Raw genomic sequence first — 22,395 nt, forward strand, 5'->3', positions numbered from 1 at the left:
CGACGCCACCGTGTTCACAACCTGGGGACGACTCGCCTACCGGTACCGCCGCGTGGTTCCGCTGGTGGTGCTCACCGCGATCTGTGCGCTCTACATCCTGTTCGGACTGCGCCTCGACGACCGGATGAGCCAGGAGGGCTGGGACGATCCCGGCTCATCCTCCTCACGCGCCGCCGCGATCGAGCTCGAGACCTTCGGCCGGGACAACAACGGCGACGTCGTTCTCCTGGTCCACGCACCCGAGGGGGGCACCGTCGACGATCCGACGTTGTTCACCGCGATCGCGGAGCACCTCGAACGCCTCCGCACCGAGCATCCCGATGAGATCAGTCACGTCACCGGCTACTTCGACAAGACCCGGAACCGACAGCTGGTCTCCACGGATCACCGCACCGCGTTCGCGGCGATCGGACTGAAGGGCGACGGCGAACAGACGCTGAAGGACTTCCGGGCGGTAGAGGACGACCTCGTCCCGGACGGTCTTCCCGACGGCGTCGAAGTCTTCGTCGCCGGATCAACCGCTGTCGCGGACGCTCTCGACAAGGGCATGGCCGGGGACGTCTCCCGTGCCGAGGTCTACGCCCTTCCCGCGGTGGCGCTGCTGCTCATCATCGTCTTCGGATCGATCGTCGCCGCCACCATGCCGCTGATCGTCGGTGTTCTGTCGATCCTCGGTTCGCTCGGCATTCTCTCCATTCTCGCCGGGTTCACACAGGTCAACGTGTTCGCCCAGTCAGTGGTCACACTCCTCGGCCTGGGTCTGGCGATCGACTACGGGCTATTCATGGTGTCCCGGTTCCGCGAGGAACTGGACCGCGGATCGGACATCCCGGACGCGGTGGCGACGACGACGGCGACTGCCGGAAAGACGGTGGTGTTCTCCGCGGGCATGGTCGCCGTCGCACTGTCCGGCCTGCTCATCTTCCCCCAGGCGTTCCTCAAATCCGTCGCCTACGGCGCGATCAGCGCGGTCGGACTCGCGGCACTGCTGTCGATCACCGTGCTGCCCAGCATCTTCGGCCTGCTCGGGCGGAGAGTGGACAAGTTCGCCATCCGCAGGACCTCGCATGCCGGGGAGGACGTCACCCGGGGTTTCTGGGGGCGGGTCCCCGCGTGGGCGATGCGGCACTCGAAGATCGTCACGCTGGCGATCGTCGCCGGGCTCCTCCTGCTCACCCTGCCGCTGGCGGGCGTGAAGTTCGGTGGCATCAACGAAACCTACCTGCCCCCGGCCAACGAGGTCCGGCAGGCCCAGGCCGAGTTCGACTCGACGTTCCCCGCCTTCCGGACCGAACCCATCAAGCTCGTCGTCACCGGCGCCACCAACGACCAGCTCGTGCAGGTCTACCAGCAAGCCAACTCCGTCCCCGGTCTGACCGGGCGGTTCAGCCCCAGTTCGCCCACCAAGGACGGGACCACCGTCCTCACCGCCGGTATCACCGACCGCAGCCTGAACGGTTCGGTCGTCGACGAGCTCCGTGAGATCGACGTTCCCGAGGGGGTCGAGGTCCACATCGGCGGTACCCCGGCACTCGAGGTCGAGTCCATCGAGGCGCTCTTCGAGAAACTCCCGTGGATGGCGCTCTACGTCGTCATCGCCACCTTCATCCTCATGGCGCTGACCTTCGGATCGCTGATCCTGCCCGCCAAGGCGGTGATCATGACCATCCTCGGGATGGGCGCGACCCTCGGTATCCTCACCGCGATGTTCGTCGACGGCGTCGGAGCTTCGTTCCTCGGCTACTCCGCGGGCCCACTGATGAGCCCGGTCCTCGTGCTCATCATGGCGATCATCTACGGCCTGTCCACGGACTACGAGGTGTTCCTCGTCTCCCGGATGGTAGAGGCCCGCGAGCGGGGCGCGACCACGGACCAGGCGATCCGCTACGGTACGGCGCACACCGGTTCCATCATCACCGCCGCCGCAGTCATCATGATCGTCGTCTGCGGTGCGTTCGGGTTCTCCGAGATCGTCATGATGAAGTACATCGCGTTCGGCATGATCGCCGCCCTCGTCCTCGACGCGACCATCATCCGGATGCTCCTCGTACCGGCCGTCATGCACCTCCTGCGCGAGGACAACTGGTGGGCGCCGCTGTTCATCAAGAAGGCCGCGGCCCGACTCGGCCACGGATCGGAGGTCCCCACCTCCGTGCCGCCCCCCGGTGAACTGCCCGTCGGACACGCGGTCGTCATCGGCGACAGCGAGGCCGCGCGTCACGGCAGGACCGTCCGCGAGGACGATGCCCTGATTCCCTTCCCCGAGCTCCTCGCCCGCCTGGAGGCCGACGACGACCAACCCCAGCTGGATCGGGGAACCGGCAGATGATCCGGAGGTTGAGCAAGCTCCGCCGCAACCCCTGGGTGAGGTGGCTCACCCCGCTCATCCTCATCGCACTGGCCGTCTTCTTCCTCCGTGGCCGGACCGACCTCTTCAGCCAGGGGCTCGCCGCGGTGCGCCGTGCGGAACCGATCGGGGTCGGGGCTGCGCTGCTCGCCGCCATCGCCTCGCTGTACGCCATGGCCGCCGTCCTCCGCCTGCTCCTCCGGGCCGGAGGTGTACCGGTCAGACGCCGGGACGCGAACGCGCTGACCTTCGCGTCCAACGCCTGGTCCTCCTCGTTTCCGGGGGGCCAGGCGCTCTCCACCGTCCTCCAGTACCAGACCATGCGTTCGTGGGGTGCCGGGGTCATGGTCTGTTCGTGGCAGATCGTGCTCTCCGGGGCTCTGTCCACGATGTGGCTCGTCGCCCTCGGGGTGTCCGCGATCGTGATCCTCGGCGCCGACCTGTCGCTGGTGTCCCTGATCGGTACGTTCGCCGTCATGTCACTGCTGGCGTGGGCCGTCTACTGGGCCTCCGACAACCCCCGCCACGTCGCCCGGTGGGTCCGCCGGTGGTGGCCCCGTCTCAACAGACTGCGGCGACGGGACCGCGACACGGGACTCGACGACATTCTCAGTCACGTGCACCAGCTCCACGATGTCCGGTTGACGGTGCCGCGGTTCGCGGTCATCTCGCTCTGGTCGCTGCTCAACTGGTGCTTCGACATCGTCTCTCTCTGGGCGAGCGTGTGGGCGGTCACCGGGGTGTTCCCCGCCGTCTACGCGGATCCCGACCACACCACGGTCGCCGGAGTCACGCTCGCCTACGTGACCGCGAAGATAGCCGGCACCGTCCAGGCCACACCCGGGGGCCTAGGCCCCGTGGAGGCCGCCATGACGGCGACCCTCGTGGCCGTCGGCATGACCGGCGCCAACGCCTTCGGCGCCGTCTTCGTCTACCGCATGGTGTCCTTCCTGGCGGTGACCGCCATCGGCTGGCTCGTCTATCTCGTGTACTTCACCCGGCGTGGTGTGAACAGGAAGTCCCTCTCGGCAGCCTCCGTGTCCTCATCCGACAACCGCAACCGGGTCCGCTGACCCAATCTCCGGACGCGGCGCCCCCGCCGATTTTCAGCCGCCACCGCGGTCGACCACCCGCTCCGACGGCGATGGTGCGGGTCACCGCTCCAGCGGACGTCACACAACGGGGCATCGTCCCCGTCCGGGCATCCCCGGTGGACCGGGCGCACACTCTCTCCGTTCGCTCGGATCGCATCGGGCCGTCGCATCTCCCGGTTACTGAGGGTGACACAGGGGGCCGACGAGGTCGGGGAATGAATGAACGAACCCGCGGCCCCACCGTGAGGTGGAGTCGCGGGTCTGTCGGGTGTGCCGTTCAGCGGTGATCACCGCTGGATGGTCGCCGTCGGTCTACTACCGGGCCGGGGTGTAGAGCCGGATGTTGTCGACCGTGGCGGAGCCTTCGTAGTAGTTCAGGTGCGGGATACCGATGACGAAGTTGTCGGGGTACGCCGAGCCCGCGGGCCACATCTCCTTGTCGAACGAACCGTGCGGTCCCTCGAAGGTGAGGGTTTCGTTGAAGCGACCGTCGTACTCTCCGGGGGTCTGGTTGTAGTGCCAGATGGAGGTTTCCCGACCGTTGACCTCGCTGATGAACGGGCGCTCGTAGCGGTAGGTCTGCTGACCGACGTTCTTGAAGTTACCGCTCATCTCCTGGACGTAACCGGTGGCGGTGCGCTCGATGGCGAACCTGTAGGTCTCGTCCGGCATCAGCTCGGGCTGCAGCTCGACCGCCGACACGATGGTCGCGTCCTTGTCGGAGCCGTCCCTCACGCCGCACTCGGTGGGCATGATGAACTGGTTGTAGGCGAAGGCCTTGTCACGCCAGGCGCTGCCGTCGAAGAAGATCTCGTTCACACCGTTGCCGTTGGACTCGGTGTAGGGGAAGATCTCCTTGGTGGCGGGGTTGCAGGCCTTGTAGACGCGGGCCCAGCCGCCGTTGACGGAGTAGATGTCCATGCCGACCTTGCGGTGGCTGTGGATGAAGATGTTGTTGTGCGGTGCGGGGTGTGCGTAGTCCATGATGGACAGCAGGTAGTAGCCGTTCTCCGCGGTGACGTTGCCCCAGGGCTTCGCGCAGCCGTCGACCTTGTCGGCACCGCCCTGGCTGTAGTCACCCTTGCGGGTCCACGGGAAGTTGGTCTTGCATTCGCCGGGGACGTAGCCGTTGGTCTTGCCGTCGTAGTCCCATCCGTTGTTCTCCCCGCCGGGTCGCTTGCCGCCGAAGTCGAGGGTCTTGAGCTCGTACTCGACGCGGTACTGGCTGGGCAGCGGATCGGTGGAGGTGAAGATCAGGCCGCCGTCCCACGGGACGTTGATCTTGGCGGCACCGTTCTTGACCTCGAGGGTGGGCGGGGTCGCCTTGGAGCCGTCGGGGTTGATGTCCCGGGTGCCCATCTCGACGGTCAGCCAGCCCTTTTCGCCGATCTTCGCACGCTTGCGCATCAGCTTGAAGCTGTCGAGTGCACGCTGGAACGAGGGACCGCCGATGTGCTGGAAGTAGATGCCGTCGTCGTCGAACTCGTCGACGTTCCACGGGCTGTCTTCACCGTAGGTGTCCTGGACCCACGGGACCGCATCGAGGTTGGGGGCGGTGTCGAAGGTCTCCTCGTACTGGAGTTCCCAGCCGTCGCGGTGGGCGTCATCCAACCAGTCGTATCCGAAATCGGGGTAGCTCGATCCGAGAGAGCTGCTCGACGATCCGACGAAACCGTAGAGCGGAAGGCTCACGGCGCTGACGGCCAGGATGGCTATCGTCTTCTTCAGCGGGAGTTTCTTCATGTTGTTCTCCTTGCTGGTGCGGTGCCACTGGGGCACCTGTGCGGTTGACCGGGCACCGGTTCGGGGATCGGCGTACCGGTCGAGGAATGTATCAGTTCTAGTGTACCTACGGACCGTCCGTCCGCTTTCCGATCGACAGGGGACGAACGGTCCTTGTTGACCCCGCACGGGCCGTCCGTGGACGGCTCGCGTCAGTTGAGGTAGAAGATCCGGTCGGCGTTCTCGGCCATGTGCTTGGCGTTCCACTCGGCGCCACCGTCGAGGTTGGCGGCCAGGAAGACCGGTGCGGAGAAGCCCTTGGCGAGCAGCTTCTCGATGATCGCGGCGGAGAGGCTGTGCAGGATCGCGGTGGAGGTCACGCCGGAGGCCGGGGTGAACTTCTGCGGGATGCCCTCGAGGGAGAGCACGGCGTCACCGGGATCGACCTTGTTGTCCAGGACGACGTCGGCGTGATCCAGGAGCTTCGTTCCGTCCGGGACACGGGAGTCGACCGCTGCGGTGTACTTCTGCGAGGTCAGCGCGACCACGAAGACGCCGTTCGCCTTGGCGGAGCGGGCGAGCTCGACCGGGACCGCGTTGCGGCCGGAGACGGAGACGTCGATGAGGACGTCGCCCTCCTTCAGCGGGGAGTTGTTGAAGAGGACCTCACCGTAGCCGGGCATCTGCTCCATCTGGGAACCCAGGGTGGTGGGGCGGGTGGTCAGGGCTTCGATACCGGGGCCGTAGAGGGGGTTGATGAGCATCAGACCACCTGCGCGGTAGACGATGTCCTGGACCGGCAGGGACGAGTGGGAGGCACCGAAGGCGAAGATGCGGCCGCCGGCGATGACCTTGTCGGCGATGGTGTCCGCGGCATCCTCGACCTTGGGGAGTTCTTCCTCGCGGATCTTCGCGAGCAGGGCGGTGATTTCGTCGAAGTAGGTGTTGAGAAGGTCTGACATGGTTTTTCTCTTCCTTCTTTCTGGTTGAGCTTGGGGGGTGTGAAACGTTGGGCGGGCGGATCGGATACCGCCCTGGACCGGTGCCCGGGGTGGGGTCCCGGGCACCGGAGGGGTTTATCAGACTCCGAAGAGCTTTCCGATTCCGTCCACGACGATGCCGGGGACGATGGCGTCTGGGACGGTGAAGCCGAGGCCTTCAGCGCCGAACTCGGTGAGGTCACCGAACACCTGCATGTTGAAGGCGTAGGAGATGAGGATCCAGCCGAGGAAGCCCCAGAGGAAACCACCGAGCCAGGCGGCGGTGCGGCCACCGGTGGAGTTCGCGAAGATCGCGGCGGTACCGGAGGCGAAGAAGGCGACGATCATCGACGGGATCGGGACCGGCCAGCCGAGCGCGACACACAGCGCCATACCGGCGATCTGACCGATGAGGCCGGAGATCAGGCCGACGAGCAGGGCGTTGGGGGCGAAGGCGAACAGGACCGGGACGTCGAGGGCCGGGATGGCGTTCGGGATGACCTTCTGCGAGATGCCCTCGAAGGCGGGGACGATCTCACCGATCAGCATGCGGACACCGTAGAGGAGGATGAGCATACCGGCGGTGAACTGCAGCGCCATGAGCAGGGCGAAGACGATCCAGTTCTGGCCGTCGGAGATACCGCCGTCGTCGACAGCGGCCTGGAAGGCACCCGTGCCACCGGAGATGACCGCGGCGGTCGCGGACAGCAGGGAGACGATCGTCATGACGATGGTCGTGGAGACCGCGACGTCACGGAAGAAGGAGAGCTTCTCGGGGAGCTGGGTGTCCTCGGTGGACTTCTCCTTGTTGCCGACGACCATGCCGAGGTAGCCGCAGAGGACGTTCAGCAGGGTCTGGCCGTGTGCGAAACCGACCTCGTTGCCGCCGGTGATCCTGCGGACGAAGGGCTGTGCGATGGCCGGGGCGAGCGTGTAGTAGAAGCCGACCAGGAGCGACGCGGTGAAGACCGTGAGGAACGGGTTGAAGCCGAGGGAGTGCATCAGGATCGTGAATGCACCGGCGTGGACCCAGATCATGTGGCCCGTGAGGTAGACGTAGTGCCAGGGGGTCACACGCGCCAGGAACAGGTGGAACATGTAACCGAACAGCATGGTCAGGCCGATTTCGGAACCGATGGTACCGACACCGGAGGTCTGGACCGCGGAGACGACGGCCTCATCGAATGTGACGAAGGTGGTGATTCCCGAGGTGGGGAACGCCATCTCGAACATGCTCTGGATGGGGGCGAGGCCCTTGACCAGGACGCCGGCGCCGCCACCGATGATCAGCAGTGACAGTGCCGTCTTCACCGTTCCGGTGATGACGTCTCCGGTGGGCTTCTTCTGGACCATCAGTCCGATGAACGCGATCGCGCCGACGATGACGGCGGGGATCTGGATCAGCTGAACGATGAAATCTAGAACGGGATTCATGATGATTCTGAACCGATCTGTGTGGAATGGGCGGGGGAATTACTTGGAGTTGAACTCGTTGATGGCGTCGAGCACCTTGGTGCGGACCTCGTTCTTGTCGATGAGGTTGTCGATGAGCACGACGATGGACTTCGTTCCCTGGACGTTGCTCGCCATGCCGCTGGTGGTGACGACGATGTCGGACGGCTGGGACTTGAACGAACCGAGGTCGATGGCCTGAACCTGGGCGTCGATGTTCTCGCCCTTGAGGAGGGTACGGATCTGGCTGGCGAGCATCATGGAGGTTCCGAGGCCCATGCCGCAGACGGTTGCGATGGAGATCATTGTGGGGTCCTTACTGTCGGTGTCTTGAAATGTCTGGTGTGGAGCGGATGAAGCTGTCAGTCGTCGGCGAGATCGGTGAAGATGGCGGCGAGTTCCTCGTCGGTCTCCGCTGCGCGGACGCGGTCGATCAGGTCACCGTCGGAGAGGACGTTGGCGAGTGACTTGATCATCTCCATGTGCCCCTTCTTGTCGCCGGCGGCGAAGGAGACGAGCACATCGACGGGGTCGTTGGCGGGACTGCCGAACTCCACCGGGGTGGACAGCGTGACGACGGCGGTTCCGGCACGCTTGACGCCTGCCGCGGACTTCGCGTGCGGCATGGCCAGCCCCGGCATGAGCACCATGTAGGGGCCGAACTCGGTGACACCGTTGATCATCGCTTCGGCGTACTCGCTGGTTGCGATGCCCTCGCGCTCGTAGAGCCCACCGACTAGGCGGATGGCCTCACGCCAGTCGGCGGCAGTCTGCTTTGCGGCGACCGCATCGGGTTTGAAGGTCATTGTGTCCTCATCCTCCGGTGATGTTTCTGTGATTGTTTCCAGTCTCCGGAACCCGCCGTGCGGATTCCATCTTCAAAAATCAAGAGTTCCGACTGTGGGCCAGCCCTCTCAATACGCACTGTGTGCCTGTCACAACACTGATGGTATTGAGCGTTTTTGCTCGCCGCAAGCCTTATTCTCCATTTTCAATCAGTGTCGTCATACGCCCTCCCCCGACCCCGGAACAGTCTGGACAGGCTGGGATCCCACCCTCCCAGGGGAAAAATCGCCTATTTTATGCCGTCTCAACTGCATTTATTACAATCATATAACCTGTATCACATGGGACAAGATGGAGCGTCAGGCGTCACCGTGAGGCTGAAATTCAGCCAAAGATACCACCCCCGAGTGTGAAATATCTCTGATCGTTTGACGATTGGGTGGACAGGTTTTCAATCATCTGCAATCATCGAGGGTGACAATCCGCTGAGTTTCTCTCACCGACGGGCTGACCGACCGTCAGCCGTCGCGCACCACGAAGAGGATGCGGATCGCCGTTACCGCCACAGAGCAACGATTCAGCCACCCGAAGTCTTTTCGTTAGGAGACGATCAACATGAGCAGTGCACTCGGCACCCACATGGAACAGGAACTCACCAGCCAGCCCGACACCTGGCAGAAGGCCCTGGACATGGAGCAGGAGCGCTCCGTCCTCCCGAAGTCCGGCGAGCGCGTCGCCGTCGTCGGCTGCGGCACCTCCTGGTTCATGGCACAGGCCTACGCCGCCCTCCGGGAGAGCGCCGGACACGGCGTCACCGATGCCTACACCGCCACCGAGGCCCGCCTCGACCGCGACTACGACGTCCTGATCGCGATCACCCGGTCCGGCACCACCAGCGAGATCATCGATCTGCTGAAGCAGGTCGGGGACCGCATGCGCACCATCGCCGTTCTCGGCGACCAGAACTCCCCCGTCGCGGAACTCGCCGATCACGTGATCAACCTGGAGTTCGCCGACGAGCAGTCCGTCGTCCAGACCCGCTTCGCCACCACGGCACTGACCTTCCTGCGTGCCTCCATCGACGACCGCTCCGTCATCGAGCGCTCCATCGCGCAGGCCCGCGAGGTGCTCGCCGCCGATCTCGACGACAAGCTGGTCAACGCCGAGCAGTACTCCTTCCTCGGCACCGACTGGCGCCTCGGCCTCGCCACCGAGGCCGCCCTGAAGATGCGCGAGTCCTGCCAGGCCTGGACCGAGTCCTACAGCTCTATGGAATACCGCCACGGACCGATCGCCATCGCCTCCGAGGGCCGCATCACCTGGAACTTCGGCCCCGCCCCCGAGGGTCTGGCGGCCCAGGTCGCCGACACCGGTGCCACCTTCATCGACGACGACATCGACCCGATGGCCGATCTGGTCCGCGTCCACCGCATCGCGCTGGCCACGGCCCGCGCCCGTGGACTCGACGCGGATCACCCGCGCAACCTGACCCGCTCGGTCATCCTGAAGTAACCACACTGGCCCCGACACGAAGGATCAGCACGTGAGTACACGACCCACCGCAGACACCGGCGCCACCGCCGCCGTCGTCGCCATCACTCCGAATCCGGCCCTCGATGTGACGATCACGCTGGACCGCCTCGTCCCCGAGAAGACGCACCGCATCGACACCGCGCAGCGCAAACTCGGGGGCAAGGGGGTCAACGTCGCGGCGGTCGCCGCTGCGGAGGGTTACCCGGCGGTCATGCTCGGACCGGTCAACGACGACGCTCCCGGGCACGTCCCCGCCGAAGGCAAGGCCTCCCCCGAGGCCGCATTCACCCCGACGCCCGTACGCCTCCGGGAGACCTTCGCCATCCACACCACCGACGATGGTGCGACCAGCATCATCAACGAGAAGGGTGACCGGCACCCGGCGGAGATCTGGACGCAGCTGGCGGATCAGCTCGAGCGCACGCTCGTCGCACACCCGGGCAGCACCGTCACGGTGTCCGGCTCCTGGCCCCCCGGCGCGGACGAGAACGTCCTCGAGACCATGATCGACCGTACCCGTAAGGCCGGCGCCCGGATCATCGTCGACTGCGCCGGCGCCCACCTGAAGGCCGCCTGTCGCGCAGGCGTGGACGTCGTCAAGCCGAACGCCGCCGAACTTGCGGCGACCACCGGCACGGAAGATCCCGAGGCCGGTGCCGCACAGCTCCTCGACCTGGGTGTCGGGCTGGTCATCGTCTCGATGGGCGAGGAGGGCCTGCTCGCCGTCGACCGCGCGGGCAGCACCCGCGCGCGTCTCCCCGAGCCCCTGACGGGCAATCCCACCGGTGCCGGCGACGCACTCGTCTCCGCCCTGGCGACCGGTCTCATCGACGGTCTCGGGCGGGCGGACCTCCTCCGCCGCGCCACCGCGTGGTCGGCGGCCGCCGTCCTCGAGGACACCGCCGGTGTGATCAGCGACCGGTGGCGTGAGCTTGCCGACACCGTGATCATCGACGAACGCACCAACTGACACCCCCACACGAAGGAACCCCACACCATGACCAGAATCAACACCTTCGACATCGTCAAGGACGCAGCCGGGAAGAAGATCGGCGCCGCGGCCTTCAACGTCATCCACCTCGAGACCGCCGAGGCACTGGTCTCCGCCGCGGAGCGGGCCGGCAAGCCGGTCATCCTGCAGATGAGCCACAACTGCGTCCGCTACCACGGCGACAACCTGGAGCCCATCGGCCTCGCCATGATCGCGCTGGCCGACGCGTCCTCCGCCCCGATCGCCGTCCACCTGGACCACTGCGAGTCCGTCGATCTCGCCAAGCAGGCCATCGACCTCGGCTTCGATTCCGTCATGTACGACGGTTCGACACTGAGCGTCGAGGAGAACATCGCGAACACCGCGGAGGTCGTCCGCTACGCCCACGAGCGTGGCGCGACCGTCGAGGCGGAGCTCGGTGAGATCGGCGGCAAGACCGCCCACACCCCGGGTGTGCGCACCAGCCCGGACGAGGCGAAGCAGTTCGTCGCCGACACCGGTGTCGACGGCCTCGCCGTCGCCGTCGGTTCCGAGCACGCCATGCAGGAACGCACCGCATCCCTCGACATCGACCTGATTGGCGAGCTCAAGGACGCCGCCGGCGTCCCGCTGGTGCTCCACGGTTCCTCCGGTGTCCCCGACGAGGAGATCCAGCGCGGCATCCGTGCCGGTATGACGAAGATCAACGTCTCGACGCACCTCAACGGCCACTTCACCCGTGCCGTGCGTGAATTCCTGGACGACAACCCGTCGGTCACGGATTCCCGCAAGTACATCAAGGCGGGACGTGAGGCGCTGAGCGCCGAAGCCGAACGACTCATCGGCGTCTTCACCGAAGTATAGAATCAGCTACATGGCCAGTCGTCCGGTCGCCGCTCACGGGACGGGAGCGGCGACCGGACGCCCCCACTTTCCCTGTCCCCGCGATGCGCGCCCCCGGTTGCGCAGGATTCACGCACTTCAGTGCAGGAGGAACCGCGATGATCCGCAGCGAGCGACTCACCACGATTCTCGACACCATCGCCGACACCGGCACGGTCACCGTCGAGCAGCTCGTCGATGATCTCGACATCTCCCCGGCGACCGCCCGCCGTGACCTCGATGCACTCGCGGAGCGCGGCCTCCTGCGCCGGACCCGGGGTGGCGCGCGGAGCAACATCGTCGCCTTCGACACGCCCGTCCGCCAGAAACGGATGCAGCAGTTGACGGAGAAGACCACCATCGCCCGCCACTGCCTCAACTATCTCGAACCCGGTTGCGTCGTCGGCATGTCGGGCGGCTCCACGGTGGGAACCATCGCACAGCAGCTCGTCGAGTGGGCGGCGGAGCAGTCCCCCAACGACGTCCCCACGAACTACCCGGTCGTCACCGTCGTCACCAACGCCATCGACATCGCCTATCTGCTGGCGGGCAGCACGAACATGAAGATCGTGCTCATCGGCGGGGTCCTCAACGGCAACTCCTACGAGTTGACGGGCCCCCTCGGCGCGACCGTACTGGGACAGCTGAGCATGGACGTCGCGTTCATCGGTGCCAACGGCATCGACGAGAACGGACCCGGCACCGTCGACGAGTTCGAGGCCCAGACGAACCGGATGATGGCCACCAGAGCCATCACCCCGGTCGTCGTCGCGGATCACGCGAAGTTCGGACGTCGTTCGTTCTCCTCACTCGGCGGCATCGACACCGTGAACACCATCGTCACCGACTCCGATGTCGATCCGGCGTGGACGCAGCGACTGACGCAGCTCGGATACAACGTGATCATCGCCCACCAGGACGCCGGCACCCCCTCCGCGCAGCGTTCCGCGGTCTGACAGGCGGTGGTGCCATCAAGACAGTTCTCCACAGTTCAGCTCCAGGCCGGGGCATCTTCCCGACCCACCTTGCGCAACAACCCGAAAAGGACCGTTGAATCATGTCCACCCTGATCATTCACTCAGCCGCCCTCTACGACGGCACCATCGGCGGAACCGCCCCCGACGGCGCCCTGCGTATCGAGGACGGAGTAATAACCCACGTCGGAACCACCGCCGATTCCCGAGGCTGGCCCGCAGACGGAGCCGAGGTCATCGACGCCCAGGGCGCACCCGTGGTCCCCGGCTACGTCGACGTCCACCACCACGGCGGCGGCGGCGTCGCATACGACGACGGCCCCGAGGCCACCGCCACAGCCCTGGCGAAGCACGCGGCCCACGGAACCACCCGCGCGGTTCTCTCCTACGTCACCGACTCGCTGGATCTGATGGAGAAGCGCATCCGCGAGGGTGCGGAGATCGTCCGCACCAACCCGCGGGTCATCGGCCTGCACCCCGAAGGCCCCTTCCTGGATCCGGGGCACAAGGGTGCCCACCCCGAACACGAGCTCAAGGACCCCACCGACGAGAACGTCCGGCGGATCCTCGACGCCGGTGAGGGCACCATCGTCCAGATGACCATCGCCCCGGAGCGCACCAACGGCACCGAAGCGGTGAAGCTGCTCGTCGAGAACGGCGTGGTCGCGGCGGTCGGACACACCGACGCGAGCTACGAGACCTCCCGCGAGGCCTTCAACAACGGCGCCACCCAGCTCACCCACGCATTCAACGGAATGAACGGCATCCACCACCGCGCCCCTGGCCCGGTCATCGCCGCCCTCCGCGACGAGCGGGTGTGGGTCGAGGTCATCAACGACGGGATCCACGTGCACCCGCAGGTCGTCCGGTCCCTGTTCCTCGAGGCTCCGGAACGCGTCGTACTCGTCACCGACGCGATGTCCGCCACCTGCAACCCGGACGGCGACTACATGCTCGGCCAGCTCAAGGTGAACGTCCGCGACGGTGTCGCCCGCCTCGCCGAAGGCGATTCCCTCGCCGGGTCGACCCTGACCATGGACCGTGCGGTGGCAAACGCAGTGCACGGGGTCGGCGTTCCCCTTGATGTCGCCGTCGCCGCCGCCACCGGACACGCGGCACGCTGCATCGGAATGAACGACCGCTACGGCCGTATCGCCAAGGGCTACCCCGGAGACGTCCTCATCCTCGACCCGGAGAGTCTGCTCCCCACCCACATCTGGGCAGCCGGCGAAGCTGTCGAACCGGCCTGACCCGGAGGGGTAGAGTCAGGGGTGAGATACCCGACGCCGTACACCGGCGTCGGGGCCTTCCGCCGAGAGGCCCGCAGTGAGGAGCACCCCGTGAGCAGAACCCCGAAATCCCCTGTCGCCTTCTTCGTTGACCACCGTCGGGCACTACGGACGGACCTGACCGCGATTCTCCTGTTCGCGCTCCTGGCTCGGCTCGCACACCGCGGTGACGGGCTCGAATTCTCGATCGCCGGCTGGCTGGCCACGGCGTTGCCGTTTCTCGTCGGGGTCCTGGTCGCATACGGGATCCTCTCGGTCAAACGCCGCGGCCCCCTGCCGGTGAACCCCGGGGGAATCACCGTGTGGCTGGTCACCCTGGTGACCGGTCTGGCTGCATGGGGAGTGTCACACGCGGCGATCCCCCACTGGTCGTTCATGATCGTCGCGGGTCTCATGTCCGGGCTGCTCTTGCTCGGGTGGCGGGTCTTCGGCACAGTGGCTCGCCGCATGGGGTCGGTGCGGGTGGGTAACCGGTTCCGCACCGCGGACCGTCGACTCCGCCGGAACCGGGCCCACGGCGGAAGACGGCAGTTGAGGTAGCGCCCGGTTCCGCGCCAGGGGCCCGGTGTACACCCGCCCGGTGACTGCGCGCACGCCGGAGTACCTGTCAACAGATCGACCGCGGGAATCGGGCGCCGGCTCCGGCGGGTGCCTGAGCCCCCGTTCGGTCCACTGTGCCCTCCCACGGGACTGGGAGTGGTCGTCCCGCACGGCTCGTCCACGACAGTGATCGTGTCCGCTCAGCCCCTGTTCCACCTCTTTGTCGGGATCGGGAATGAAGATGTCCCCGATGCTGCAGGAGAATTGCCCGGCCAGCTGGAACGCCAGTGGCAGCGAAGGAGGGTAGCGCCCCTTCTCGATGCTGTGACGGTCTGTCGCGACAGTCCGTGCGCCTCACGCAGCTGCCTGAGCATGTTGTCCACGGTCCAGCTTTCCCGCAGCTTGCGGAGCCCGTGGACGACGGCGAAACCCCATCAGCAATGTGCCGACGCCCATCGCCATCAGGGATGCCCGCACAGAGAAAACCGCAGAAGACGGGCGCGACCCCGGATACCCCGACCGAGACGAGCGCCACGTGAAAGGTGTCCCGCGCGGCGATGGTCCAGAAGCCGACGGCGACCACGGTGCCACCGACCGGGTCCGACCGCCACCGGGACAGCCGCCCGGCAGTTTCCACCGGTCCGCTCGGCTGCACCCGCATCATCAGTGGGGTGAGACACGGTGCGGACGAGCGGTGGACAGACCTATCCAGCCCCGCACCCGGGCACGACAGCGGCCAGATCCCGGGGCTGCATCGGGAGCCCGTTCGCCCGTGAGGCGGCCCCGAACTGAGAGGTACCATGTAGGCCTCGCCCCGGAACACAGTCCATCGCTCCGATTCGCTGCACCCGGCGAGCCGGCCACCAGCACCCGACCGATGATCCGGAAGGAACCCCGTGCCCGTAGTGCCCACCGCACACGACCCGCAGTCGCTCTCCGCACCAGGCGCACCGATGGACAGCACGGCGGTGTGGCTGAGCGCCCTCGTGCTCGTTGTCCTCACGGCGACCGCGGTCTATTCCGTGGAACGGGCTGAATCCACGTCCACCGCGGCTCTGCTCTGCGCGGTCCTGTGCCTGATCGCCCCCGTTGTCGGCCCCCCGGTCTGGCTGCTGGCTCGGAGGGTCATCGTGCCCGTGGCACGCCACCGGTACCGGTGAGATGACCGCCTGCGGGCAGAATGCGGGATGGATGGTCGTGGCGGTGGTGGTCTGCGGGCCGTGAAGTAGGTGTTTTGTCTGGTTACAGGCGTGGCACTTGTTTGCCACGCCTGGTTCCCGGTCACATCGGCATGATGGTGTGCTTCTTCTGCTCGACGGGGACCCGCTTCGTGGACAGTTGCCGCAGCGCCTGCCGGAGCGCGACGCGGGTCTGGTTCGGTTCGATCATCGCGTCGATGTAGCCCCGCTCGGCGGCGACGTACGGGCTGGTCATGTTCTCGTCGTAGAAGTCCATGAACAGCTTCTTCATGTACTCCCGCTGCTCCGGCGGGGCGGCGGCGATCTGACGGCCCTGGATCATCACGACGGCCGCGGCCGCTCCCATGACGGCGACCTGGGCGGTGGGCCAGGCGAGGTTGATGTCACCGGACAGGGATTTCGACCCCATGACCGCGTAGGCCCCTCCGTATGCCTTGCGCACGATGAGGGAGATCTTCGGCACGGTGGCCTCCACGACGGAGAACCCGAGCTTCGCACCACGGTGGATAAGACCGAGCTTCTCCTGCTCGACGCCGGGCAGATAGCCGGGGGTGTCGACGACGAACACCAGCGGGATGTTGTACGCGTCGCAGATCCGGATGAAACGCGAGGACTTGTCGGCGGCGTCCGCGTCGATGCAACCGGCGTAGAACATGGGCTGGTTCGCCACGACCCCGACGCTGTTTCCGTCGATGCGCGCGAAACCGGTGATCATGTTCGGGGCGTACTCCGCCTGGATCTCCAGCAGACCCTCATCGTCGAAGATCTGGTCGAGGAGATCGTGCATGTCGTACCCGGCATTGGTGTCATCCGGCATGAACGAGTCGAGCGCCAGGTCCCGTTCAGTCGGAGTGTCGTCCGCGGCGTCGTACACCGGCGCCGACTCGAAGCAGGAACTCGGCAGGTGGTCGAGGAGTTCGTGGACGTAGTCGTACGCGTCCTCCTCGTCGGTGGCGACGTAGGAGACGTTGCCGTTCAGCATCTGCTCGTCGGCACCACCGAGTTCGGCCGAGGAGATGACCTCGCCGGTGACGCTCTTGATCACTTCGGGGCCGGTGACGTACATCTCGGACCGGTCCGCCACGGCGACGACGAAGTCGGTGGTGACGGGCGCGTACACCGCACCGCCCGCGCACTTGCCCAGCATGATCGAGATCTGTGGGCTGCGCCCCGACAGGGGCAACTGGCGACGGGCGATCTCCGAGTACATGGCGAGAGAGGTGACGGCGTCCTGGATGCGGGCGCCACCCGAGTCGTTGATGCCGATGACGGGGCACCCGATCTTGATGGCCATGTCCATCACCTCGCAGACCTTCTTGCCGAAGGTCACGCCGACCGAACCACCGAACACGGTCTTGTCGTGGGCGTAGACCGCGACGGTTCGCCCGTCGATCCGACCGTATCCGGCTACGACACCGTCACCGTAGGGGGCGTCCGGGGTGTCCGGGGTCCGCCCCAGCGCCCCGATCTCCACGAAGGAACCCTCGTCCAGGATCCGGGAAATACGGTGGCGGGGCGTCGTCAGGCCGGCGGCATCGCGCTTGGCGCGCGCTTTCTCACTCCCCGGATCCTGCGCCCGTGCGAGTTTGGCGTGCAGATCCGCGAGTTTTTCAGCGGTGGTGTGGCCGGTCACGTCGCCCCTTTACCTCTTCTGGTCCTAGTTGTCGTCGCGGGCGAGCTCTTCGATGCGCCGGGTGAGGTGTGCGCCGACGGTCCCGATGACCGGCTCGTCCACGATGGCGAGATGGTCGCCGCTCAATTGAACGATCTCCAACTCATTAACGATAGCGGACCATCCGCCGTCGGGGTCAATTCGCTCGAGCCGCGGTTCCAGTTCGATCGCGCCATCGTGCATGCGCTCCGCGCGGAACAGGAGGACCGGGACCTGCACGTCCGCCCAGCGGCCGAGATCGACCCTGTCGAGGATCCGGTTGTCCACGAAGCTGGCCCGCTGGTGCTCGAGAACACCCGCGGACAGCCCGTGTTCGGTGGCGTCGGTGTTGGCGAGGAACTCTCCCATCATCGCCAGCAGGGCCTCTTCACCGGCGCTCTCGAGGAGATCGAAGGGGACCGGGAAGTCGAGACCGTAGGTCTTCTTGGCGAAGGCCTGGTAGCGCTTCCAGCGGGCCTTGGTCTCCTCCATCGTGTCCGGCACCGGTTCGGAGGGTTGCACGGTGTCGAGCAGCACGATCTGCTCGATCTCGATGTCGGAGCCGACGAGCTGGTGGGCGACCTCGTAGGCCAGTGCGCCGCCGAAGCTCCAGCCTCCGAGGATCACGGGCCGGCCGTCGGAGTAGGTGCGGATCTCGTCGATGTATGCGGCGGCACGCTCCTCCAGGGAGCCCTCGAGGCGCTCGACGCCGTAGACGGGGACGTCCTCCGGCAGCCGCCGCATCAGCGGCTGGTACACCACCGAGGAACCACCGGCCGGGTGGAACATGAACACGGCGGGTTTGGCGGAGCCCTCCACGCGGGGTCGCAGGACGCGGATGTTGCCCTCGACCTCGGTCTCGAGGCCCTCGCGTACGGCATCGGCCAGCGGTTCGAGGGTCTGTGCCCCGCGAACCTGCGCGGCGGTGATCTCCGTGCCGGAGCGCTCGGTGAGGCGCTCCGCGATCGCGGTCGCGGTCTCCTCGTCGATCCCGGGGAGTTCACTGGTCACACCGGCAGCAGCAGCACCCGTCAGTGTCGCCCAGGTGGCGAATACCAGCCGCTCGGACGCGTCGCGGGGTGCGACACCGACGCCCTGCCCCTGGGTGTCCGCCGTCGACTGCGCGGCCTGCGCGGCTGCCTCGGGGGCGGACTCCGTTTCTCCGGGGGTGGAGTGCCGGTCCGCGACGAGCTGCTCGACCAGGACGACGACGTCGGCGACGGACGCGTCGCGCAGAGCCTGGACCTGCAGCGGCGGGATCTGGAAGTCGTTCTCGATGCGGTTCTTGATGCGCATGCCCATCAGGGAATCGAGCCCGAGATCGATCAGCGGGAGTTCACCCGGAAGATCATCGACGTCGTAGCCCATGGACTCACTGACGATGGTCCGCAACCGGTCCTCGACGCTCTCGCCGCTCGCCGGATCCCAGCGCACGGCGTCGACGATGATCTCCGGAAGACCCGTCTCAGACGGGTCCGCGGCCTCCGAATCGGAGTCGTAGCTTCCCACACCCGCGCCGCCGGGCACCGGGCCGGCGCCGGTGTGCGCCGCGGCGAATCCTTCCGCGAGGAGGGTCGCGGTGTCACCGAACATGCGGTGGACGGTGACGTCCACTCCGCCGAGATGACGGCGGGCGACCGTCGTGATCTCACCCGAGGGCGGCAGGGTACTGCGTTCCTCGAAGGCGACGACCGTGACCTCCGGGTTCAGTGACTCGGCGGCGGCCTCGACGAGTGCGAGGGTCGACGGCACGGTCTCCGCGAGGATGGAGAACGCCACCGATCCATCCGGCAGGGCCACCCGGTTACCGGGGATGCCGGACACCGATGTCGACGACGGGCGGGCGGCGGTCCAGTAGCGCTGGTGCTTCCAGCGCACACCGGGGGCGTCGATGCGTTCACCGTCGCCGAGGAGCAGACCGAGGTCGATCGGCTGGCCCGCGACGTAGAGCCGGGACAGCACGTCCCGCAGGGTCTCGGCCGGGGGCACCTTGCGCTTGAGGGTGTGCAGCAGCTGAGCGTCAGGCTTACCCACCGAGAATGCGGTGTTCATCATGCCCATCAGTGCCACGGGGTTCGGGCAGACCTCGACGAGGATGTCGTGACCGTCGGCGAACACGCGGGAGATCGCGTCCAGGAACCAGACCCGTCCCCGGGTGCAGCGCACCCAGTAGTCGGTGTCGTGGACGACGGAACCCGCCGGGTAGACCACGCCACGGTCGACGGAGCTGTAGAGCGGGATCTTCAGCGGACGGGGTCCGATGTCGGCGGTTTCCGCGGCGAGTTCGCCGAGCAGCGGTTCAACGGCGCTGGTGTGCCCGGCTCCCCGGACGTTGAGCAGCCGGGCGAACTTCTCCTGCTTCTCCAGCAGTTCGACGAAACGGACGACGGCGTCCCGGGGGCCGCCGACGGTGGTCATCCCCGGACCGGCGTAGACGGCGGGCTCGATGCCAGCGAAGTCGGGGTTCGCGGCGATGAAGGTGTCCAGCTCGTCGACGGAGAACTCCACCACGGCCATCGCACCCAGCTGGTCCTCGGGGAGGGACTTCTCCCCCTCACCCATCAGCCGTGAGCGGTGGCAGGCCACCCGCATGGCGTCCTCGGCGGTGAGTCCACCGGCGGCGTAGGCCGCGGCGATCTCCCCCATGGACATGCCCGCGACGGCGGCGGGTACCGCCCCGAGATGTGCGAGCAGGTCGGTCAGCGCGATCTGGATCGCGGTGATGCCGACCTGGGCGGTCTCGGTGTCGTAGGTCTGCTCGTCGTCGGTGATGATGTCGGTCAGCGACCATCCGGACTCGAAGCCGATGATCTCGTTCAGCTCATCGAGCCGCCCGCGGAACAGCGGCGACAGCTCGTAGAGGTCCTTGGCCATCTTGCGGTGCTGTGAGCCGAATCCCGAATAGACGAACACGGGGCCGGGCTGGGCGGGGGAATCGGCGACCGCGATACCGGCGCCCTTCTTGCGTTCGGCGACGATGCCCAGGCGTTTGACGGCCTCGGCGACGGTCGATGCGGTGACCACGGCCGCGGACCGTCCGTGGTTCTGCCGCGCGAGGGAACGCGCGACCTTCGGCAGATCGGAGTCCGGACGGCCCTCGAGGAACTCGGCCAGTACACCTGCGGCCCGTGCACGGCGGGACGGCAGCAGACCGGAGACCGGCAGCAGGACCGCCCGGCCGTCATCGAGCTGCGGTTCGGCCTCGGGGCGCTCGATGTCGTAGTCCATCGGATCGAAGTTCTGCACCACGGCGTGCGCATTCGTGCCGCCGAAGCCGAAGCCGGACACGCCCGCGGTGGGGCGTCCCGAGTAGCAGGGCCATTCGCGCGGGTCCTCGACGACCTCGATGTGTTCGGCGTCGAAGTCGATGTAGGGGTTCGGTCCGGTGAAGTTCAGCGACGGTGGGATCACGCCGTTGCGTATGCCGAGGACGACCTTGATCAGGCCGGCGGCCCCCGCCGCCGACTCGGTGTGCCCGAAGTTCGTCTTCGCGCTGCCGAGCAGCATCGGGTCCGCGGCGTCGCGGTCCGCTCCGAGCACCGCACCCAGGGCGGTGGCCTCGATCGGATCGCCGAGGATCGTGCCGGTGCCGTGGGCCTCGACGTAGTCGACCACGGCCGGATCGATGCCCGCATCCGCGTACGCACGCTCGAGGACGTCGATCTGTGCCTCGGGGTTGGGGGCGGTCAACCCGTTGGAACGGCCGTCGGAGTTGACGGCCGTTCCCTTGATCACGGCGAGGATCTCATCACCGTCGGCTATGGCGTCGTTGACGCGCTTGAGCACGACGAGACCGGCTCCGTCGGAGCGGATGAACCCGTCGGCGTCCTCGGAGAACGCGTGGATCTTGCCCGTCGGGCTGATCACACCGAGTTCCCCGAAGGCCGTGGAGATGAACGGTGAGGAGAGGATGTTGACGCCACCGGCGAGCGCGACGGTGGCGTCGCCGTCGCGCAGCGCCCGGACGGCGTGGTGGATCGCGACGAGTGACGACGAGCATGCGGTGTCGACGGACACCGAGGGTCCCCGGAAGTCGAAGGCGTAGGAGATACGGTTCGGGATGATGGAGCTGGCCGTTCCGGTCAGCGCGTAGGGGTGCGCCTCCGCCGGATCTGCGGAGATGAGCATCCCGTAGTCGTTGTTCGTCGAGCCTATGTAGACGCCCACGGGCTCACCACGCAACGAGGACACGGGGATGTGCGCGTTCTCGAGGGCCTCCCAGGCGAGTTCGAGGACGATACGCTGCTGCGGGTCCATGTTGGCGGCCTCGACGGGTGAGAACCCGAAGAACTCGGCGTCGAAGGTCGCGATGTCCTCGAGATAGCCACCCGTGGTGTTGACCTCGGCCAGTTTGCGCGCCATGACGTCATCGCCCGAGTACTCGGACCAGCGGCCGATGGGCAGGTCGCCCACCCCGTCGCGGCCGCTGACCAGCAGATCCCACATCTCGTCGAGGTTGCCCGCGCCCGGATAGCGGGCGGACATTCCGACGATCGCGATGTCGTGGCTGCCGGGGGTCCGGCTCACCGATGTGGTGCGCACCCCGGCCTGCGCCCGGGCACTGCGCTGTACCGCCACGGGCCCCTCGATGACGCGACGGGCGAGTGCCGCGATCGTCGGGAACTCGTACGCCACCGTCGCGTCGAGCTGGGTTCCGACGAGGTTCTCCAGTTCGCCGGAGAGGACCACTACGTCACGCGAGGACAGCCCGAAGGTCTCCATCGGCTTGTCGTCGCTGATCTCCTCCTCGGGCAGACCCGTTGTCCTCACGACCCAGTCGCGCAACCACGTACGTAGTTCTGCGGTGGTCATCGACGAGGACTGCTGACTGTGATCCATGCGGTGGCTTCACTCTTTTCGTGTGGTGATTTCGGTCTTCATGAACTATCTCTGCCGCCGTGATGAATGTTTCACGCCCGACAACGCATCGACCCCCCGTGATTCCCCTCCCGTGGGTGTCACGGGGGGATTCCATG

General features: G+C 66.6%; 15 protein-coding genes and 2 pseudogenes. 9 read left to right on the top strand and 8 right to left on the bottom strand.

Annotation, left to right across the window (positions count from 1 at the left end; all coding sequences use genetic code 11):
* Positions 1 to 10 precede the first annotated feature (10 nt).
* Positions 11 to 2,329, top strand: a complete 2,319-nt coding sequence (locus JIM95_RS10810; RefSeq protein ID WP_200256287.1) for an MMPL family transporter — start codon at positions 11 to 13, stop codon at positions 2,327 to 2,329.
* A gap of 8 nt (positions 2,330 to 2,337) precedes the next feature.
* A complete protein-coding gene (locus JIM95_RS10815) occupies positions 2,338 to 3,420 on the top strand; it encodes a lysylphosphatidylglycerol synthase transmembrane domain-containing protein (RefSeq protein ID WP_234034382.1) in 1,083 nt (360 codons plus the stop codon).
* 336 nt (positions 3,421 to 3,756) lie between these two features.
* On the opposite strand, the gene JIM95_RS10820 is transcribed toward JIM95_RS10815, so the two are convergent.
* The 5 genes from JIM95_RS10820 to JIM95_RS10840 form a co-directional block, all read right to left on the bottom strand.
* Positions 3,757 to 5,184, bottom strand: a complete 1,428-nt coding sequence (locus JIM95_RS10820) for a hypothetical protein (protein WP_200256283.1) — start codon at positions 5,182 to 5,184, stop codon at positions 3,757 to 3,759.
* Between the two features lie 191 nt (positions 5,185 to 5,375).
* Positions 5,376 to 6,125 (bottom strand): sugar isomerase domain-containing protein, encoded by a 750-nt coding sequence (locus JIM95_RS10825; RefSeq protein WP_200256281.1) that lies wholly within the window; start codon positions 6,123 to 6,125, stop codon positions 5,376 to 5,378.
* A gap of 117 nt (positions 6,126 to 6,242) precedes the next feature.
* Positions 6,243 to 7,577, bottom strand: coding sequence for a PTS ascorbate transporter subunit IIC (locus tag JIM95_RS10830; protein ID WP_200256279.1), 1,335 nt, complete (start codon positions 7,575 to 7,577; stop codon positions 6,243 to 6,245).
* Positions 7,578 to 7,616: 39 nt separating this feature from the next.
* Positions 7,617 to 7,901, bottom strand: coding sequence for a PTS sugar transporter subunit IIB (locus JIM95_RS10835; protein WP_198739198.1), 285 nt, complete (start codon positions 7,899 to 7,901; stop codon positions 7,617 to 7,619).
* 56 nt (positions 7,902 to 7,957) lie between these two features.
* Positions 7,958 to 8,401 carry a PTS sugar transporter subunit IIA gene (locus tag JIM95_RS10840; RefSeq protein WP_200256277.1) on the bottom strand — a complete coding sequence of 148 codons (444 nt, stop codon included), beginning with the start codon at positions 8,399 to 8,401 and terminating at the stop codon, positions 7,958 to 7,960.
* Between the two features lie 595 nt (positions 8,402 to 8,996).
* On the opposite strand from JIM95_RS10840, the gene JIM95_RS10845 reads away from it, so the two are divergent.
* The 7 genes from JIM95_RS10845 (at position 8,997) to JIM95_RS10880 (ending at position 15,729) form a co-directional block, all read left to right on the top strand.
* Positions 8,997 to 9,893, top strand: coding sequence for an SIS domain-containing protein (locus JIM95_RS10845; protein ID WP_200256276.1), 897 nt, complete (start codon positions 8,997 to 8,999; stop codon positions 9,891 to 9,893).
* Positions 9,894 to 9,924: 31 nt separating this feature from the next.
* A complete protein-coding gene (locus JIM95_RS10850) occupies positions 9,925 to 10,884 on the top strand; it encodes a 1-phosphofructokinase family hexose kinase (RefSeq protein ID WP_200256273.1) in 960 nt (319 codons plus the stop codon).
* 27 nt (positions 10,885 to 10,911) lie between these two features.
* Positions 10,912 to 11,748 (top strand): class II fructose-bisphosphate aldolase, encoded by an 837-nt coding sequence (locus JIM95_RS10855; protein ID WP_200256271.1) that lies wholly within the window; start codon positions 10,912 to 10,914, stop codon positions 11,746 to 11,748.
* A gap of 137 nt (positions 11,749 to 11,885) precedes the next feature.
* Entirely contained in the window at positions 11,886 to 12,722 is an 837-nt protein-coding gene (locus tag JIM95_RS10860; protein WP_200256269.1) for a DeoR/GlpR family DNA-binding transcription regulator, read from the top strand.
* 101 nt (positions 12,723 to 12,823) lie between these two features.
* Positions 12,824 to 13,990 (top strand): N-acetylglucosamine-6-phosphate deacetylase, encoded by a 1,167-nt coding sequence (gene nagA / locus JIM95_RS10865; protein ID WP_200256267.1) that lies wholly within the window; start codon positions 12,824 to 12,826, stop codon positions 13,988 to 13,990.
* Between the two features lie 90 nt (positions 13,991 to 14,080).
* Positions 14,081 to 14,569 carry a DUF3054 domain-containing protein gene (locus JIM95_RS11535; protein WP_200256259.1) on the top strand — a complete coding sequence of 163 codons (489 nt, stop codon included), beginning with the start codon at positions 14,081 to 14,083 and terminating at the stop codon, positions 14,567 to 14,569.
* Between the two features lie 896 nt (positions 14,570 to 15,465).
* Entirely contained in the window at positions 15,466 to 15,729 is a 264-nt protein-coding gene (locus JIM95_RS10880; RefSeq protein WP_200256257.1) for a hypothetical protein, read from the top strand.
* Positions 15,730 to 15,850: 121 nt separating this feature from the next.
* Here JIM95_RS10880 and JIM95_RS10885 read toward each other — a convergent pair whose 3' ends face one another.
* The 3 genes and pseudogenes from JIM95_RS10885 to JIM95_RS10890 form a co-directional block, all read right to left on the bottom strand.
* Positions 15,851 to 17,401 carry an acyl-CoA carboxylase subunit beta gene (locus JIM95_RS10885; protein WP_200256255.1) on the bottom strand — a complete coding sequence of 517 codons (1,551 nt, stop codon included), beginning with the start codon at positions 17,399 to 17,401 and terminating at the stop codon, positions 15,851 to 15,853.
* A gap of 24 nt (positions 17,402 to 17,425) precedes the next feature.
* Positions 17,426 to 18,520, bottom strand: a pseudogene (locus tag JIM95_RS11600) (alpha/beta fold hydrolase); the annotation flags it as partial.
* Positions 18,521 to 18,597: 77 nt separating this feature from the next.
* Positions 18,598 to 22,258 (bottom strand): annotated as a pseudogene (locus JIM95_RS10890) (beta-ketoacyl synthase N-terminal-like domain-containing protein); the annotation flags it as partial.
* Between the last annotated feature and the right edge of the window lie 137 nt (positions 22,259 to 22,395).

It is taken from the genome of Corynebacterium antarcticum, assembly GCF_016595285.2.
Lineage (GTDB): Bacteria > Actinomycetota > Actinomycetes > Mycobacteriales > Mycobacteriaceae > Corynebacterium > Corynebacterium antarcticum.

Excerpts from the sequence above, each read along its gene's own strand:
- JIM95_RS10820 (WP_200256283.1), bottom strand. The coding sequence starts at position 5,184 with ATGAAGAAACTCCCGCTGAAGAAGACGATAGCCATCCTGGCCGTCAGC.
- JIM95_RS10825 (WP_200256281.1), bottom strand. The coding sequence starts at position 6,125 with ATGTCAGACCTTCTCAACACCTACTTCGACGAAATCACCGCCCTGCTC.
- JIM95_RS10830 (WP_200256279.1), bottom strand. The coding sequence starts at position 7,577 with ATGAATCCCGTTCTAGATTTCATCGTTCAGCTGATCCAGATCCCCGCC.
- JIM95_RS10835 (WP_198739198.1), bottom strand. The coding sequence starts at position 7,901 with ATGATCTCCATCGCAACCGTCTGCGGCATGGGCCTCGGAACCTCCATG.
- JIM95_RS10840 (WP_200256277.1), bottom strand. The coding sequence starts at position 8,401 with ATGACCTTCAAACCCGATGCGGTCGCCGCAAAGCAGACTGCCGCCGAC.
- JIM95_RS10845 (WP_200256276.1), top strand. The coding sequence starts at position 8,997 with ATGAGCAGTGCACTCGGCACCCACATGGAACAGGAACTCACCAGCCAG.
- JIM95_RS10855 (WP_200256271.1), top strand. The coding sequence starts at position 10,912 with ATGACCAGAATCAACACCTTCGACATCGTCAAGGACGCAGCCGGGAAG.
- JIM95_RS10860 (WP_200256269.1), top strand. The coding sequence starts at position 11,886 with ATGATCCGCAGCGAGCGACTCACCACGATTCTCGACACCATCGCCGAC.
- nagA (WP_200256267.1), top strand. The coding sequence starts at position 12,824 with ATGTCCACCCTGATCATTCACTCAGCCGCCCTCTACGACGGCACCATC.